This window comes from Bradyrhizobium sp. Pha-3 (genome assembly GCF_042258615.1).
Classification (GTDB): Bacteria; Pseudomonadota; Alphaproteobacteria; order Rhizobiales; family Xanthobacteraceae; genus Bradyrhizobium.
In genome coordinates this window covers 4,194,336-4,210,735 of record NZ_CP170152.1, presented here as the reverse complement: position 1 = coordinate 4,210,735, position 16,400 = coordinate 4,194,336, and the positions used below count along the sequence as shown (strand labels likewise).

Below are 16,400 nucleotides of genomic sequence, written 5' to 3'. Positions count from 1 at the left end.
CGCTGCCCGATGAGGCCTGATGCGGACGTGCCTTGCGTGAATACCCGAGCCCAGGCAAGGTTGACGCCGTGACAGAGACGACAGCACAGACCAGCCCGACCCGCACCACCACGCGCGGAAAGCGGCCTCGCGACTCCGCGCTCACCAAGGAAGCGATCCTGCGCGCCGCGACCTTCGAGTTTTGCCACAATGGCCTCGGCGGCGCACGCGTCGAGGCGATTGCGCAGCGCGCCAAGGCCAACATGCGCCTGCTCTACGCCTATTTCGGCGACAAGAACGGGCTCTACATCGCGGTCCTCGAGGACGTCTACACCGAAATTCGCGCGGCCGAACAGCGGCTGAAACTGGATGATCTCGAACCGATCGCCGCAATGAGCGGGCTGATCGATTTCACGTTCACGTTCTTCGGGCAGCACCAGAACTACATCGCGCTGATCAACACCGAGAACCTTCAGCGCGGGCGCAATATGCGCAAGTCGCGCAAGATTGCCGATCTCACTTTGCCGCTGGTCGCAAGCATCGAAAGCATTCTGCGGCGCGGCATGGCGGCGGGCCTGTTTCGCGCTGACGTCGATCCCATCCAGCTCTACGTCTCAATCACTGCGATGAGCTATTTCCACGTCTCCAATCGGTACACATTGTCGGCGATGTTCGACAAGGATCTCGGCGCATCGGACTGGCTTGAGCGGCGCCGCGAGCATGCGCAGGACATGATCCTGACCTGGCTGACGGCCCCTGCCGGGGCACGCAAGGACAAGTCAGCAGCATCGAAGGCGACGGCGCGGCTCGGCAAGCCGTCCCGCTAAGAGGTCAGCCGCACGACGCGGTATCGTGCGGATCATGCGCCGGGAATGCCTCAGCGGGTCGCAACGACGCCGTCGCTGCGCGGATCGCTGGCCCCTTCCATCAGGCCATCCGGATGCCAAACGATCGCGCCGGCGTGTCCCATGATCTCCTCGAACGGACCGGTCACCTGAATGTCGTGGCCGAGCGCGCGCAGCCGATCGATGATCGCGGGATCGAAACGGGATTCGATCTTCAAATTGTTGTTTTCCTCGCCCCAGGTGCGGCCGAGCAACCAGCGCGGCGCCGTAATCGCGGACTGCAGTTCCTGGCCGTGCATGGCGTAGCGGCTGAAGATGGCGGCCTGGGTCTGCGGCTGGCCCTCTCCGCCCATCGTGCCGAAGGATATCAGCCGCCCATCGCCGAGTTCGGCCATCGCCGGCTGGATCGTGTGGAACGGCAGCCGTCCCGGATCCAGCCGATTGGTATCGGTCTCGCCGAGGCTGAAGCTCGTTCCACGATTTTGCCAGGTGACGCCGCTCTCGGGGAGGATGACGCCCGAACCAAACTCCCAGTAGACGCTTTGAATGAAGCTGACGCTGAGCCCGCTGCGATCGGTCGCAGCAAGCCACACCGTATCGCCCTGCTTGGACGGATCGGGCCACGGCGTGGCGCGGCCGTTGGATACTGTTTCGTGAAGCGCAGCCAGCGATTCCTCCGACAGGAACTCGGCGGCCGGCCGCTTCATGTAGTCGGGATCGGTCACATGGCCATTGCGGATACGGAACGCAGCTTTCGTGCATTCGACGAGCCTGTGCAGATGATCGACGCCATCGGCTTCCTCGGCCATGCGCCGGGCATAAAGCGCCAGGATCAGCAGCGAGGCCAGCCCCTGCGTCGGCGGGGGCATGTTGAAGACCTTGTGTCCGGACACCTCGACCGACAGCGGCGTCACCAGCGATGCCTGATGCCGCTCCAAATCTGCCAATCGCAGCGGGCTCCCGGCCCGCTCGAGGTCGGCCGCCATCGAGCGCGCCAGTTCGCCACGATAGAAATCAGACAGCCCGGCCTTGGCCAGACGCCGCAACGTCTCGGCGACACGCGGCTGCCGCAGCCGCGCACCGACCGCGAGCGGGGTGCCTTGCGGCAGATAAACTTCGGCATAGCCGGGCACGTTTTCGAGTTCATGACGCTTCTTGCTGATGTTCTCATGCAGCGTGCTGGTGACGGCCACGCCCTCTTCGGCATGCCGGATTGCGGGCTCGAGCAGCCGCGCCATCGGCAGCCGCCCGTCATGACGATCGCGGCTGAGTTCATAGGCCTTCTGCCAGCCGTCGACGGTACCGGCGACGGTGAGCGCGGCGAGCGGGCCGCGGCCGGGAATGCTGCTGCAGCCACGCTCACGATACCAGCCGCGATCCGCGGCCATCGCAGAACGTCCGCAAGCCTGAATCCCGACCGGCTTCGAGCCGGCGCGGCCGACCAGCCAGAAGCTGTCGCCACCGAGGCCGTTCATGTGCGGATAGGCCACGGCAATCGTCGCGGCCGCGGCGATCATCGCCTCAATGGCATTGCCACCTTCCGACAGGACCGCGAGTCCAGCCTGCGCCGCCAGGTGGTGCGGCGCGGTCACCATGCCGCCATAGCTTCGTTTTGTCTGTAACATCAGCCGTCTCTCCCAAGCACGGTATGTAATAATATTTTTACTTACCGTGTCAAGGCACCAGAGATCGGTCTTTGAGATACGCGTGCCGGGCCGTCGACCTCGTCATCAGGGCTGGCCATTGAAGTTCGGCACCGTGATCATTGCATGAAGCTCAGGCAGCCGCCACCTCGTGGCCCGCCATGACTTCCAGCGCCCTCAGAATTGCGGAATGGTCCCAGGCCTTGCCGCCGAGGGCGGTGCAGGCGTTGAACAGCTGCTGGGCTGCTGCTGTCCCCGGCAGCGACAAGCCGAGCGCCCGCGCGCCTTCCAGTGCGAGGTTGAGATCCTTTTGATGCAGCTCGATGCGAAAGCCCGGATCGAAATTGCGCTTCAGCATGCGCTCGCCGTGCACTTCAAGGATCCGGGACGAGGCAAAGCCGCCCATCAGCGCCTTGCGCACCAGCGCAGGATCGGCGCCCGCCTTGGACGCGAACAGCAGGGCTTCGCTCACCGCCTCGATGGTCAGTGCCACGATGATCTGGTTCGCAACCTTGGTGGTCTGGCCGTCGCCATTGCCGCCGACATGCGTGACATTCTTCCCCATCGCGTCGAACAGAGGCTTCATCGCGTTGAATGCCCGCTCTCGCCCGCCAACCATGATGGTCAGGCTTGCCACCTTTGCGCCCACCTCGCCGCCGGAAACCGGCGCGTCGAGATAGTCGGCTCCGAGCGCATCGATCTTGCGTGCAAACTCCTTCGTCGCCAGCGGCGAGATCGAGCTCATATCGACCACGATCATGCCTTTGGAGACGCCCTCCGCGACGCCGCCCTGACCGAACAGGACGGCTTCCACATGCGGCGTATCCGGCACCATGATGATCACGGCGTCCGCTTCCTGCGCCACTTGCCTCGCGGACTCGCAAGCGATGCCGCCGGCCGTAATCAGGTCCGGCGGAAGAGGTGCGACGTCGTGCAGGAACAGGCGATAGCCCGCAGCCAGGAGGTGGCTCGCCATCGGACGTCCCATGGTGCCGAGCCCGATGAATCCTATGTCTTTCATGTGTCGTCGCTCCTGTCAGCCGGATTAGGATGTTTTCCAGCGAAGCGGATACCGCTTCGCATGAAGAAAACGCGTCAAAAACAAAATCGAGAGCTCGGTTCCGATTCGATCGGAACGGAAGAGCTCTAGGTCACGAAGGTCTGCGCGGCGTGCCAGGCGAGGCTCTCGAGCGTGGTCGTCCGCGGCTTGTATTCGCATCCGATCCAGCCGCGATATCCGATGCTGTCGAGATGCTTGAACAAATAGGGATAGTTGATCTCGCCGGTCCCCGGCTCGTAACGGCCAGGATTGTCGGCGAGCTGGACATGCGCGATCCGGTCGAGATGCTTTTGCAGGGTTCGCGCCAGATCACCTTCCATGATCTGCATGTGATAGATGTCGTACTGGATGAACAGGTTGGATGAGCCCACGTCGGACATGAGCTGCACTGCCTGTTCCGTCCCGCTCAGGAAGAAGCCGGGAATATCGAGTGTGTTGATCGGCTCGATCAGGAGCTTGATGCCATGCTGGCCGAGGGCTGCGGCGGCGAAACGCAGATTGGACACCAGGGTCTCGCGCAGGTCTGCCGCGTCCGCGCCGGCAGGAGCGATGCCGACGAGGCAGTTCAGTTGCCGGCAATCCAGCGCCTTCGCATAGTCGATCGCGCGCGTCACGCCGTCGCGAAATTCATCGACCCGATTGCGCAGGATCGCGATGCCCCGCTCGCCGGCGGCCCAATTGCCGGCCGGAAGGTTGTGTAGCACCTGGGTCAACCCGCAGCGCGCCAACTCCTCGCGCAACGCGCCCTTTTCGAAGTCATAGGGAAAAAGATATTCGACTGCGTTGAAGCCGGCGGCCTTGGCGGCGGCGAACCGATCGAGGAACGGCAGCTCGTTGAAGAGCATGGTGAGGTTGGCGGCAAATTGAGGCACGGGTGGTATCTCCGCTTGAGGCAGCGCTGAATGATGTGGTCAGGCCGGCAACAGCGTGCCGGATCGTTGTGCGCTCGGCACGTCATCGAGCGGGAGATCGAGCACCTCCTCGAATTCGACGATGTTGTCGATCTCCGTTCCCATCGCGATATTGGTGACCCGCTCGAGAATGAACTCCACCACCACGGGCACCCGGTGCTTCGCCATCAGCTCGCGCGCGGTCGCGAACGCGGCCTGTGCGTCGTTCGGATCCGTCACACGGATCGCCTTGCAGCCGAGCCCCTCCGCGACCGTCACATGGTCGACACCGTAGGCGCCGATCTCGGGCGCGTTGATGTTCTCGAACGAGAGCTGGACGTGATAATCCATGTCGAAGCCGCGCTGCGCCTGCCGGATCAGCCCGAGATATGAATTGTTCACGACGACGTGGATGTAGGGCAGATTGAACTGCGCCCCGACGGCGAGTTCCTCGATCAGGAACTGGAAGTCGTAATCACCCGACAGCGCGACGATGTCGCGGTCGGGATCGGCGGCGCGCACGCCGAGCGCGGCGGGCAGTGTCCAACCGAGCGGACCGGCCTGCCCGGCGTTGATCCAGTTGCGCGGCTGATAGACGTTGAGGAACTGGGCACCCGCGATCTGCGACAATCCGATCACCGTCACGTAGCAGGTGTCGCGGCCGAACGCCTTGTTCATCTCCTCGTAGACGCGCTGCGGCTTGATCGGGACGTTGTCGAAATGGCTCTTGCGCAGCATCGAGCGCTTGCGGTCGCGACAGGCTGCCGGCCAGGCCTGCCGATCGCGCAGCTTGCCGGACTTCCGCCACTCCCGGGCGACGGTCACGAACATCTCCAATGCGGCCTTGGCGTCCGACACGATACCGAGGTCCGGATTGAAGACCCGTCCGATCTGGGTCGGCTCGATGTCGACATGGACGAATTTGCGGCCCTTGGTGTAGGTCTCGACCGAACCGGTATGCCGGTTGGCCCAACGGTTTCCGATACCGAGCACGAAATCGGATTCGAGCATCGTGGCGTTGGCGTAGCGATGGCTGGTCTGCAAGCCGACCATGCCGGCCATCAGCGCGTGATCGTCCGGAATGGCGCCCCACGCCATCAGCGTCGGGACGACCGGAACGTTGACCGCTTCGGCGAATGCGACCAGCAACTCGGATGCATCGGCGTTGATCACGCCGCCACCGGCCACGATCAGCGGCCGCTCCGCGGCGTTGAGCATTTCGAGCGCCTTCTCGATCTGCTTGCGTGTCGCCGTCGGCTTGTAGACCGGCAGCGGCGAATAGGTCTCGTCGTCGAACTCGATCTCGGCCAGTTGCACATCAAGCGGAAGATCGATCAGCACCGGCCCCGGCCGGCCCGAACGCATGATATGGAAAGCCTGGCTGAAGACGCGGGGCACCAGCGCCGGCTCGCGCACGGTGACGGCCCATTTCGTCACCGGCTTTGCGATCGCCTCGATGTCGACGGCCTGGAAATCTTCCTTGTAGAGCCGCGCCCGCGGCGCCTGACCGGTGATGCAGAGGATCGGAATCGAATCCGCGATCGCCGAATAGAGCCCGGTGATCATGTCGGTTCCGGCAGGGCCCGATGTGCCAATGCAAACGCCGATATTGCCCGCCTTCGCCCTGGTATAGCCCTCCGCCATATGCGAGGCGCCTTCGACGTGGCGCGCCAGAATGTGCCGGATCGAGCCGTTGCGCTTCAGCGCGGAGTAAAGCGGGTTGATCGCGGCGCCGGGAACGCCGAAAGCGCAGGTGATCCCCTCGCGCTGGAGAATGCGCACTGCTGCATCGATTGCTCGCATCTTCATCTGATGATCCCGCTTCGCTATGAGTTGGCCTGAGCATGATCATCAGGCCCGCGATCATCGATCTCAACGCAATCGATTAGATTTTCCGCACAGTGGCAGCGCTCGCGATTTCACGCGTGTCTCCAAGTGATTAGCACGCACACAAGCGTGGAAACCGGCAAGGACGAGAACGACAGCAGGCCGTGTGCCTGCTACGGTTGCGTGCGGCTGCTGCCGCGAAGCTCTGCGGAGAGCTCGGCTGCGATCTGGTGCACGATGGCGCCGATCTCCGGCAAGCGCTCGTCCGTCAGCCGATCCGCCATGCCCGACACCGAAACCGCGGCGAACGGCTCGCTGCAATCGTTGAACACGACCGCGGCCACGCAGCGCAGGCCGAGCCGCGCCTCTTCGTCGTCCACCGCATAGCCCTGGCGCCGCACGGTCTCCAATTCTCGAAACAGTTCGCCCGGCCGAATGATCGACTTCTCCGTCAGGCGCGGCATGCCGCGGCGGCGGATGATCGCGTTGATGTCGGCATCGGAATACGCGGCCAGCACCGCCTTCCCCACGCCCGACGCGATCAACGCCACGCGTCCGCCGACCTTTGTCAGCGAACGCATGATCTCGCGGCTTTCGATGCGGGATACGACGATGATGGAGTCATCATCGACCACTGCAAGATTGGCGGTTTCCCTGGTCTGGTCGCGCAGCTTGCGCAGATAGGGCAATGCCCGCGCGGAAAAATTGCGCCGCCGCATGAAGGTCGAGCCGACCACGAAGCTTTGCGCACCGATGTGCCATTTGGACTCCTCGCGGTCGAACTGCACGAACCTGCGGTTCTCCAGCGTCGTCAGCAGCCGATGAGCCGTCGACGGCGGCAGGCCGATGCGGATCGCAAGATCGGTCAGCCGATAGCCTTCGTCATCCTCGGCAAGCGCTTCGATGATTTGCAGCGCGCGATCGACCGATTGAACGCCGCCGTCTCGCGCGTCCTGATCCGGCTGCGCGCGAAAATCGGGATCGGACGGCTTGCGCCGGATCGGCTCTCTTTTCATCACGACCTGCCCCTAACCGGTTGCGGTTCAGAACGAAATTGCTCGCCGATAACGAGCGTCACAATTGGCATATGGCATACCAAACGACCTCGGAGTCAAGGCAACAGAATTGAACAATAGGTAAGTATTTTTGCCATTTTTCCTGCAGAACACACTGATTCTTTTGTTTGACTTCTGGGATAATGTATACCACGATTGCTTCTTAACGATCCAATGATGCAACCGGGAGGACCATGCCATGTATGTCGGGGACATCCTTCGCACCAACAGTGCGCACGTGGTGACGATCGGCTCGAGCGAAACCGTGAGCATTGCGGCGAACCTGATGTACGCGAGCAATGTCGGCGCACTCGTGGTCCGGAACGTCTCGCGCAGCGTCGACGCCGCCGTGGTCGGAATGTTCACCGAGCGCGATGTGGTCGCTGTGATCGCCGAGCGCGGCACGGGTGGTCTTGCCGCGAAAGTTGCGCAGTTCATTTCGCCGCGGCCGCTGGTGTCCTGCAATTCGCAGGATGCGCTCACCGATGTCGAGCATCTGATGGTCCGTCACGACATCCGCCATATCCCCGTCATCGACAACGGCCGGCTCGTCGGCGTCGTGAGCATGCGGGACATCGGCTTTGCCCTGGAAGAAGCCGCCTGCGCGGCCTGACGGACTTTTCCGAGGCCATTGCCACGCAATTCGGTTCGAGCCGTTACGGCTCATGCTGTGTCCCTACTCTGCTCGCGAGGATTTTCATGAAGGTCTGCATCTACGGCGCCGGTGCCATCGGCGGCTATCTCGGTGTCGAATTCATGCGCGCTGGCGCCGATGTCAGCCTGGTCGCGCGGGGCGCGCACCTCGCCGCGATGCGGCAGAACGGCCTGAAGCTCCTGATCGGCGAAGAGGAGCGCGTGGTGCATCCTCGCTGTACCGATAATCCCGCCGAACTCGGCGAGCAGGATTTCGTCATCATCTGCCTCAAGGCACATTCGATCACCGGCGTCATCGAGCCGATGCGGCCGCTGCTGGGTGAGCGGACGCGCATCGTCACCGCCGTCAACGGCATTCCCTATTGGTATTTCTACAAGCACGGCGGACGGCACGAAGGATCGGCGCTCGAGAGCATCGATCCCGGCGGACGGCAATGGAACGAGCTCGATCCCGCGCGCGCCATCGGCTGCGTGGTCTATCCCGCCACCGAAATCGAGGCGCCCGGCGTGATCCGCCACGTCTACGGCAACAGCTTTCCGCTCGGCGAGCCCTCCGGTGAGATCACACCTGATGTCGAGCGCCTTTCCGCCCTGTTTGCGGCGGCGGGCATGAAGGCGCCGGTCCTCGACCGCATCCGCGACGAGATCTGGCTCAAGCTGTGGGGCAATGTCTGCTTCAACCCGATCAGCGCCCTCACCCACGCGACCCTCGACGTGATCTGCACCAATCCCGGCACGCGCGCACTGTCCAGGGCAATCATGCTGGAGGCCCAGGCGATCGCGGAAAGCCTCGGCGTCAAGTTCCGGGTCGATGTCGAACGCCGCATCGAGGGCGCACGCAAGGTCGGCGCGCACAAGACCTCGATGCTGCAGGATCTCGAGCGCGGACGTCCCGTCGAGATCGATCCGCTGATCACCGTGGTGCAGGAGATGGGCCGGATGACAGGGATTGCAACGCCCGCGCTCGATGCGGTGCTGGCGCTGGTCGCGCAGCGCACCAGGCTGGCGGGCCTCTATGACGGGGCGGCCGGCGTCGAAGCCCAATCGCTTGCGGTGGCGTGATCGCGATGGCCAACATTGCGCGCTGGGTCCGCTTCCGCCACCATGCCGAAACCGGCTTCGGGCAACTCACACCTTCCGGCATCTCCGTGCACGCAGGCGAGATGTTCGGCGAAACGCGACCGACCGGACGGACGCTGGCGCTGGACGATGTCGAGCTGCTCGCGCCGACTGAACCGAGCAAGATCATCGCGCTCTGGAACAATTTCCACGCGCTGGCGGCGAAGCTGAAATCACCTGAGCCGGCCGAACCGTTGTATCTGTTGAAAGCGCAGACCAGCGTCACCGCGCCCGGCGCCGTCATCACGCGTCCCCCGGGTTACGATGGCAAGACGACCTACGAAGGCGAGCTCGGCATTGTCATCGGCAAGAGCTGCACGGCCGTCACACCCGAACAGGCCGACGGCTTCATCTTCGGTTACACCTGCACCAACGACGTCACCGCCGCCGACATCCTCAATCGCGATCCGACCTTCCCGCAATGGGCGCGGGCCAAGGGTTTTGACGGATATGGCCCGGTTGGTCCCGTGATTGCCTCCGGCCTCGACCCCGCACGCCTTGTGGTGCGCACCATCCTCAACGGCATCGAGCGCCAGAACTATCCGATCGCTGACATGATTTTCAGCGCGCAGGCGCTGGTCAGCAAGATCTCACACGACATGACGCTGTTGCCCGGCGACCTGATCTGCTGCGGGACATCGATCGGCGTCGGAGTGATGAAGGAGCCCGTCAATACGGTCACCGTCGCGATCGACGGAATCGGCGAGTTGACCAACGAATTTCGTCAGTAGGCGGCGGCAGGACCATAGCCCGACGCAGCCGGACCAACCGACCAACATCTTTTGGGAGCGCACATGATCTCCAGCACGAAACCGGCATCGACGCCCGGCGGCTTCCGTTGGCTCCAACTCGCGATCGGCATCGTCTGCATGGCGATGATCGCCAACCTGCAATACGGGTGGACGCTGTTCGTCGATCCGATCGACGACAAGTTTCACTGGGGCCGTCCGGCCATCCAGCTCGCCTTCACGATTTTCGTGATGACGGAGACATGGCTCGTGCCGGTGGAAGCCTGGTTCGTGGACAAATACGGCCCGCGCATCGTCATCATGTTCGGCGGGCTGATGATCGGATTGGCTTGGGTGCTGAACTCATGCGCCTCCTCTCTTGTCATGCTCTATGCGGCGGCTATTGTCGCGGGCATCGGCGCCGGCGCCGTCTACGGCACTTGTGTCGGCAACGCGCTGAAGTGGTTTCCGGATCGGCGCGGCCTCGCCGCAGGCGCGACCGCCGCAGGCTTTGGCGCCGGCGCGGCCCTCACTGTCGTGCCGATCGCCAACATGATTGCCGCCAGCGGCTACCAGAGCACCTTCCTGACGTTCGGTGTCGGCCAAGGACTCATCGTTCTCCTGCTGGCCTGGTTCGTCCGCCCGCCGCATGGCGTCGAGGCCCCGAGGAAAAAGCAGCTCAACCTGCCGCAGAGCGCAATCGACTACACGCCGCCCCAGGTCCTGCGCACGCCGATCTTCTGGGTCATGTACCTCGTGTTCGTCATGGTGGCTTCCGGCGGGCTGATGACCGCCGCGCAAATCGGACCGATCGCCCACGACTTCAAGATCGCGGACACGCCAGTCACCCTGGCGGGCTTCCAGATGGCGGCGCTGACCTTTGCCATCTCGCTCGATCGTGTGTTCGACGGTTTCGGCCGTCCGTTCTTTGGCTGGGTCTCCGACACGATCGGCCGCGAGCACACGATGTTTATAGCGTTCGCGACTGCGGCGCTGATGTTGCTGACGCTGTCGACCTACGGCCACATTCCGGTTGTCTTCGTGCTGGCCACGGCGGTCTATTTCGGCGTCTTCGGTGAAATCTACAGCCTGTTTCCGGCGACGTCGGGCGACACCTTCGGCGCCAAATACGCGACCACCAACAACGGCATGCTCTACACGGCGAAGGGCACCGCGGCACTGCTGGTACCGCTCGCGAGCATCATCTCCTCGCAGCTCGGCTGGCAGGCCGTGTTCATCGTCGCGGTTGCGCTCAATGCCACCGCTGCCCTGACGGCCTTGCTGGTGATCAAGCCGATGCGGCGCGCGTTCATTCTAGGCAGTGAGACGACGGCAAAGGCCGCGATCGCGCCTGCACCTGGCCGGAGCGCGGCGATTGAACACTGATTGGACCGACCTGCGGGCTCGGACGGCGCTGCGGAGGATCTTCGATGCTGCAATCGCCAGCTGCGATCCAAGGCTTACCATCGCACGCGCTCTGCCGGCCAAGCCGAAGGGCAGATGCGTCGTCGTCGGCGCCGGCAAGGCTTCGGCCGCGATGGCAGCGGGCCTCGACGCGGCCTGGCCCGACGTCGACCTGTCGGGTGTCGTGGTCACGCGCCACGGTCATTTAGTTCCCGCGGGCCGCATCGAAGTGCTCGAGGCATCTCACCCCGTGCCTGATGACACGAGCAAGACCGCCGCCCTCCGCATGCTCAGCGCCGTTCAGGGACTTTCGGCTGACGATCTCGTCATCGTCCTGATGTCCGGCGGAGGCTCGGCCCTGATGACCCTTCCTGCCTCCCCGATGACCCTCGCCGACAAGCAGGCGGTCAACCGTACCCTGCTTGCAAGCGGCGCAACGATTGCCGAGATGAACGTCGTTCGCAAACATCTGTCCGCGATCAAGGGCGGACGGCTTGCGCTCGCCGCCCGCCCCGCCCACGTCACGACGCTTGTGATCTCAGATATTCCCGGCGACGATCCCGCGGCGATCGGCTCCGGTCCCTCGCTGCCGGACAGCAGCACAAGAGCCGATGCACAAGAGATCGTTCGCCGGTTTGCGATCGACCTGCCGGCCGCGGCGCGGCTTGTGCTTGAGCGCGCCGACGAGACCCCAAAACCCGGCGAGATCGATGCCGATGTCCGCATCCTTGCCGCGCCGATCCACGCGCTTGACGCCGCGGCAAAGGTAGCGCGAGATGAAGGCCTGACCCCGATCATCCTTGGCGACGCGATCGAAGGCGAGGCACGGGAACTCGGAACCGCGATGGCGGGCATCGCCCGGTCGGTCGCAGGGCATGGGCAGCCCGGTCCTGCCCCTGCGGTGCTGCTCTCCGGCGGAGAGACGACGGTGACGATCGGACGCGGGCCGGCGGGCCGCGGCGGCCGCAACACCGAATTCCTGCTGGGGCTTGTCATCGCCCTGTCCGGTGCATCCGATATCTGGGCGATTGCCGGAGACAGCGATGGTATTGATGGAACGGAAGATGCGGCTGGAGCTTTGATCGGTGCGGATACGCTGCGGCGCGCCGCCGCGAGTAGCCTCGACGCACGGGCCTATCTGGCCGCCCATGACAGCTACACGTTCTTCGACCGCCTTGGAGACCTCGTGCGCACCGGCCCGACGCTTACCAATGTCAACGATATCCGCGCCGTGCTGATTGCGGCCGGCACGCCAGCAATGAGGTGACCCATGCGTCGTCATCGACGGGCCAAGATCGTCGCAACCGTCGGCCCCGCCAGCAGTTCCCCCGAGATGCTCAAGGCGCTGCTGCTCGCCGGCGTCGATACGTTCCGTCTGAACTTCAGCCACGGAACCCAGAGCGACCACGCAAGCATCCACGCCGCGATCCGAAAGCTGGAACGGGAAGTCAGCCGGCCGATCGGTATCCTGATGGACCTCCAGGGTCCGAAAATCCGGGTCGGGACCTTGCGGGATGGCAAGATCGCTGTGGCGGCCGGCGAGACCATCCGATTCGTGCTGTCAGGATCGGATGGCGAGCGAACCTCAATTCCCCTCCCGCATCGGGAAATCTTTGCCGCCGTGGCTCCGGGCCACGACCTTCTGATCGACGACGGCAGGGTCCGGGTTCGCGTCACCGGGCTCGGTGACGATTTCATCGAAGCCGAGGTGATCGTCGGCGGCACGATCTCGAACCACAAGGGCGTCAACCTGCCGGGGACGGTGCTCGATCTTTCACCGCTCACCGCCAAGGACCGCCTCGATCTGGAGTTCGGTCTGAACCTCGGCGTCGATTGGGTCGCCTTGTCATTCGTGCAGAAGCCCTCCGATATCATCGAGGCGAGAAGTCTTGTCGGCGACCGCGCCGGTCTGATGGCCAAGATCGAGAAGCCGGCGGCGCTCGAGCGGATCGACGACATCATCCAATTGTGCGACGCCATCATGGTCGCGCGGGGTGATCTCGGCGTCGAAATTCCGCATGAGGACGTGCCGGGGCGCCAGAAGGAGCTGGTGCGGGCGTGTCGTCTCGCGGTGAAGCCCGTGATCGTCGCCACGCAGATGCTGGACTCCATGGTCGCCGCGCCGACACCGACCCGCGCGGAAGTCTCCGACGTCGCGACCGCGATCTATGACGGCGCGGACGCCGTGATGCTGTCGGCGGAATCCGCGACGGGCCGCTATCCACGCGAGGCCGTCGAGATGATGGATCGCATCATCCGCAGCACGGAGCAGCACAAGATGTACCGCTCGATCGTCGAGGCGACCCAGCCCGGCGAGGAGCAAACGCCGCCGCATGCCGTTGCAACGGCCGCCGCCGACCTCGCCTCCGTCATTCACGCCGCAGCGATCGTGGCTTACACCTCGAGCGGCACCACGGCCGCACGCGTCGCGCGCAAGCGGCCGAGCCTGCCGATCCTCGCCATCACCCCCAGCCGCGAAGTGTCGCGCCGCTTGTGCCTGCTCTGGGGCGCACACAGCGTTCTTTCCGACGACGTTCAGAGCTATGAGGAGATGGTCGAGCGCGCGACGGCTCTCGCGCATGCCGAGCAATTTGCATCAAGCCGGGACCTGCTGGTCGTTGTCGCCGGCATTCCCTTTGGGCAGGCGGGAAGCACAAACAACCTGCGAGTCGTTTCGCTCCCCTGACGGAGACATCGGCCGAGCGACCCGCGCCGAGCACCACCCCTCTCAGGGCATGGCGCCAAACCAGATCACGAGCGCGAATATCACCAACAAGGCGACGGTGATGATCGCTTCGCTCGTGGGTATTCGCTTCATAGGCCGCCTCCGCGTGCGGGAGCGGGATGCTGCGACGGGGCAGTGGTTCAGATCAGCACGACACCGTCCGCTTAAAATGCATGCGGACGGCGTCGGCTCTAGCCCCAGGAAGGAAATGCAAAATCCCGGTAGGCAATAGGTCTACACATCTGAGCAAAAGGTTCACGTGACGATCGTCACCCTCCAAAGGGCATAGGATCGCCGACAGCAAAGGACGCCGTTGACACCCATCCATGGCACCCCTAGCGCCACGACCCGTCCGGTCCAAGGGGCCAAGTCGGATGGTCGCGGTTGTTCTCGTCGGGCTTGACGCTGAACCCCTGCCGAAACGCGAACCAGATAAAGCCGCCCAGTGCGATCACACAGATCGGTGCGACAATCCAGTCGGGCATGTCGTGATCCTCCAGTCTACCGACCTTTGGTCGCCGCGATCTTCGGCCGAGTTCAATACGGAAGCCGCGCGCCATTGCAGCGCGCCCCCTCAAGCGCTCGGCGCGCTCCTGCCGGCACGAGGAAGCGCTGGGCTGTGCTAACCAAAGCGCGGATTTTGTCCGAAGGAGCAGCTGCGCCTTTGGCCGAATGCAGTCGAGGCACTGCCGCAAGTAGTAGCAATTTGGGTATAGACCGCTGTCGTCGATGAGGGCAGCATGTGCAATTCGGACGCGGTCGATGTCCGGTTCGGACCTTCACAAGCCCTCGGCGTCGCGCGACGCTCCGGCATAACGTTTGGCCGTCGTGACGCAAGACGGCCCGTCACACGAACCGCTCGCGGACCGGGCGATCAATAGCAACGATGGGGAGGCGACATGAACGGCGCAGAAAGCCTTTTGCGGACACTGGTCGGATCGGGTGTCGAGGTCTGTTTCGGCAACCCCGGCACATCGGAGATGCACTTCGTGGCGGCGCTCGACCGGGTCGAGGGGATGCGGACCGTGCTTGGCCTGTTCGAAGGCGCGGTGACCGGCATGGCCGATGGCTATGGTCGCATGGCCGAGAAGCCGGCTGCGACGCTGCTCCATCTCGGACCCGGCCTCGCGAACGGATTGGCCAATCTCCATAACGCGCGACGCGCGGCGACGCCGATCGTCAACATCGTCGGAGACCACGCGACCTACCATGCGCAATATGATGCACCGCTCACGTCCGACGTCCACGGTTTCGCGCAGCCGGTCTCCGCGTGGATCCATTCGTCGGCAAGTGCCAAGACTGTCGCTGCGGACGGCGCTCGCGCTGTTCAGGCTGCGTTGCAGTATCCGGGTCAGATCGCGACGCTGATCCTGCCGGCCGACACGGCATGGCTGGAGGCTGATCGCCCGGCGCCGGCGTTGCCCAAACCGATGCCGGCGAAGGTTTCGACCGAGGCGATCGGCCAGGCTGCGGCCGCGCTGCGGTCGGGCAAGAAAACCGTGATGCTGATCCGCGGAGCCGCGTTGAAGGAGCGCGGGCTCGACGCGGCCGGCCGGATCGCCGCTGCGACCGGCGCACGGATCGCCTGCGATACCTTTGCACCACGCTGCCAGCGCGGAGCCGGGCGCGTGCCGGTCGAACGCATTCCTTACTTCGCAGAGCAGATCGTGGAGTTCATGAGTGGCACAGAGCAGCTCATTCTGGTCGGCGCCAAGCCTCCCGTCAGCTTCTTCGCCTACCCAAACAAGCCGTCCTGGTGCACGCCTGCGGATTGCGAGATCCTCCATCTCGCCCACGAGCATGAGGATGGCGCAGACGCCCTTGAGGCTCTTGCCGAGGCCGTGAAGGCCACAGGGCGGCCGCAGCAGATTGGCATATTGAACAAGCCGGACATTCCGGGCGGACCGCTTGATGCACGGACAGCCGGACAGGTTATCGCCCACTATCTTCCGGCCGGAGCTATCGTTTCGGACGAAGGCGCCACGGCTGGAGGCGGCATGCATCGATTTGCTGCCAGTATCGAGCCGCACGACCATCTGACACTCACGGGCGGAGCGATTGGGCAGGGTATTCCCCTCGCCACGGGCGCTGCGGTGGCCTGTCCGGACCGCAAGGTCGTCTGTCTCCACGGTGACGGTGGGGCGATGTATACGCTTCAGGCGCTGTGGACGCAGGCGCGGGAGGCGCTCGACGTCACCACGGTGGTCTTTGCCAACCGCTCCTACGCGATCCTGAATATTGAGCTCGGGCGCGTTGGCGCCGGCAATGCCGGTCCCAAGGCCTTTTCGATGCTCGATCTGCACAATCCCGAACTCGATTGGGTCAAGCTGGCGTCCGGCATGGGCGTGGAGGCGAGCCGCGCGACATCAGTCGAGGAATTCGCGAGCCAATTCGCCAGCGCAATGAGCAATCGCGGTCCTCGCCTGATCGAGGTCGTCCTATAGTTGCGGATGTCGATCTTGTATCGCGCG

At 64.0% G+C, this 16,400-nt stretch carries 14 protein-coding genes; 8 read left to right on the top strand and 6 right to left on the bottom strand.

Annotated features, from left to right (window positions below):
* Window positions 1-68: 68 nt before the first annotated feature.
* Window positions 69-806 carry a TetR/AcrR family transcriptional regulator gene (locus ACE10Z_RS19905; RefSeq protein ID WP_375789421.1) on the top strand — a complete coding sequence of 246 codons (738 nt, stop codon included), beginning with the start codon at window positions 69-71 and terminating at the stop codon, window positions 804-806.
* A 50-nt stretch (window positions 807-856) separates the two neighbouring features.
* On the opposite strand, the gene ACE10Z_RS19900 is transcribed toward ACE10Z_RS19905, so the two are convergent.
* The 5 genes from ACE10Z_RS19900 to ACE10Z_RS19880 form a co-directional block, all read right to left on the bottom strand.
* Window positions 857-2,449 carry a gamma-glutamyltransferase family protein gene (locus tag ACE10Z_RS19900; RefSeq protein WP_375789420.1) on the bottom strand — a complete coding sequence of 531 codons (1,593 nt, stop codon included), beginning with the start codon at window positions 2,447-2,449 and terminating at the stop codon, window positions 857-859.
* Between the two features lie 151 nt (window positions 2,450-2,600).
* Entirely contained in the window at window positions 2,601-3,488 is an 888-nt protein-coding gene (locus tag ACE10Z_RS19895) for a 2-hydroxy-3-oxopropionate reductase (RefSeq protein WP_375789419.1), read from the bottom strand.
* A 125-nt stretch (window positions 3,489-3,613) separates the two neighbouring features.
* The gene (hyi, locus tag ACE10Z_RS19890) at window positions 3,614-4,399 is read right to left on the bottom strand and encodes a hydroxypyruvate isomerase (protein ID WP_375789418.1); all 786 of its coding nucleotides are present in this window, start codon (window positions 4,397-4,399) and stop codon (window positions 3,614-3,616) included.
* 39 nt (window positions 4,400-4,438) lie between these two features.
* On the bottom strand, window positions 4,439-6,226 hold the full coding sequence (gene gcl, locus ACE10Z_RS19885) for a glyoxylate carboligase (protein WP_375789417.1): 1,788 nt from the start codon (window positions 6,224-6,226) through the stop codon (window positions 4,439-4,441).
* A gap of 191 nt (window positions 6,227-6,417) precedes the next feature.
* Window positions 6,418-7,260, bottom strand: coding sequence for an IclR family transcriptional regulator (locus ACE10Z_RS19880; RefSeq protein WP_375789416.1), 843 nt, complete (start codon window positions 7,258-7,260; stop codon window positions 6,418-6,420).
* A 238-nt stretch (window positions 7,261-7,498) separates the two neighbouring features.
* Between ACE10Z_RS19880 and ACE10Z_RS19875 the strand changes: the two genes are divergently transcribed.
* From ACE10Z_RS19875 to pyk, 6 genes are all read left to right on the top strand, one after another.
* Window positions 7,499-7,912 carry a CBS domain-containing protein gene (locus ACE10Z_RS19875; protein ID WP_375789415.1) on the top strand — a complete coding sequence of 138 codons (414 nt, stop codon included), beginning with the start codon at window positions 7,499-7,501 and terminating at the stop codon, window positions 7,910-7,912.
* Between the two features lie 86 nt (window positions 7,913-7,998).
* The gene (locus ACE10Z_RS19870; RefSeq protein ID WP_375789414.1) at window positions 7,999-9,015 is read left to right on the top strand and encodes a 2-dehydropantoate 2-reductase; all 1,017 of its coding nucleotides are present in this window, start codon (window positions 7,999-8,001) and stop codon (window positions 9,013-9,015) included.
* Between the two features lie 5 nt (window positions 9,016-9,020).
* Window positions 9,021-9,803: a fumarylacetoacetate hydrolase family protein gene (locus ACE10Z_RS19865; protein WP_375789413.1), complete on the top strand. Its 783-nt coding sequence runs from the start codon at window positions 9,021-9,023 to the stop codon at window positions 9,801-9,803.
* 63 nt (window positions 9,804-9,866) lie between these two features.
* Window positions 9,867-11,186, top strand: coding sequence for an oxalate/formate MFS antiporter (oxlT, locus tag ACE10Z_RS19860; protein WP_375789412.1), 1,320 nt, complete (start codon window positions 9,867-9,869; stop codon window positions 11,184-11,186).
* Window positions 11,176-12,471 (top strand): glycerate kinase, encoded by a 1,296-nt coding sequence (locus ACE10Z_RS19855; RefSeq protein ID WP_375789411.1) that lies wholly within the window; start codon window positions 11,176-11,178, stop codon window positions 12,469-12,471. The genes oxlT and ACE10Z_RS19855 overlap by 11 nt, the downstream gene beginning before the upstream one ends.
* A 3-nt stretch (window positions 12,472-12,474) precedes the next feature.
* Entirely contained in the window at window positions 12,475-13,890 is a 1,416-nt protein-coding gene (pyk, locus tag ACE10Z_RS19850; protein ID WP_375789410.1) for a pyruvate kinase, read from the top strand.
* A gap of 374 nt (window positions 13,891-14,264) precedes the next feature.
* Here pyk and ACE10Z_RS19845 read toward each other — a convergent pair whose 3' ends face one another.
* Window positions 14,265-14,414, bottom strand: a complete 150-nt coding sequence (locus ACE10Z_RS19845) for a hypothetical protein (protein ID WP_375789409.1) — start codon at window positions 14,412-14,414, stop codon at window positions 14,265-14,267.
* Between the two features lie 414 nt (window positions 14,415-14,828).
* Here ACE10Z_RS19845 and ACE10Z_RS19840 point away from each other — a divergent pair, with 414 nt between their 5' ends.
* Window positions 14,829-16,373 carry an acetolactate synthase large subunit gene (locus ACE10Z_RS19840; RefSeq protein WP_375789408.1) on the top strand — a complete coding sequence of 515 codons (1,545 nt, stop codon included), beginning with the start codon at window positions 14,829-14,831 and terminating at the stop codon, window positions 16,371-16,373.
* Window positions 16,374-16,400 lie beyond the last annotated feature (27 nt).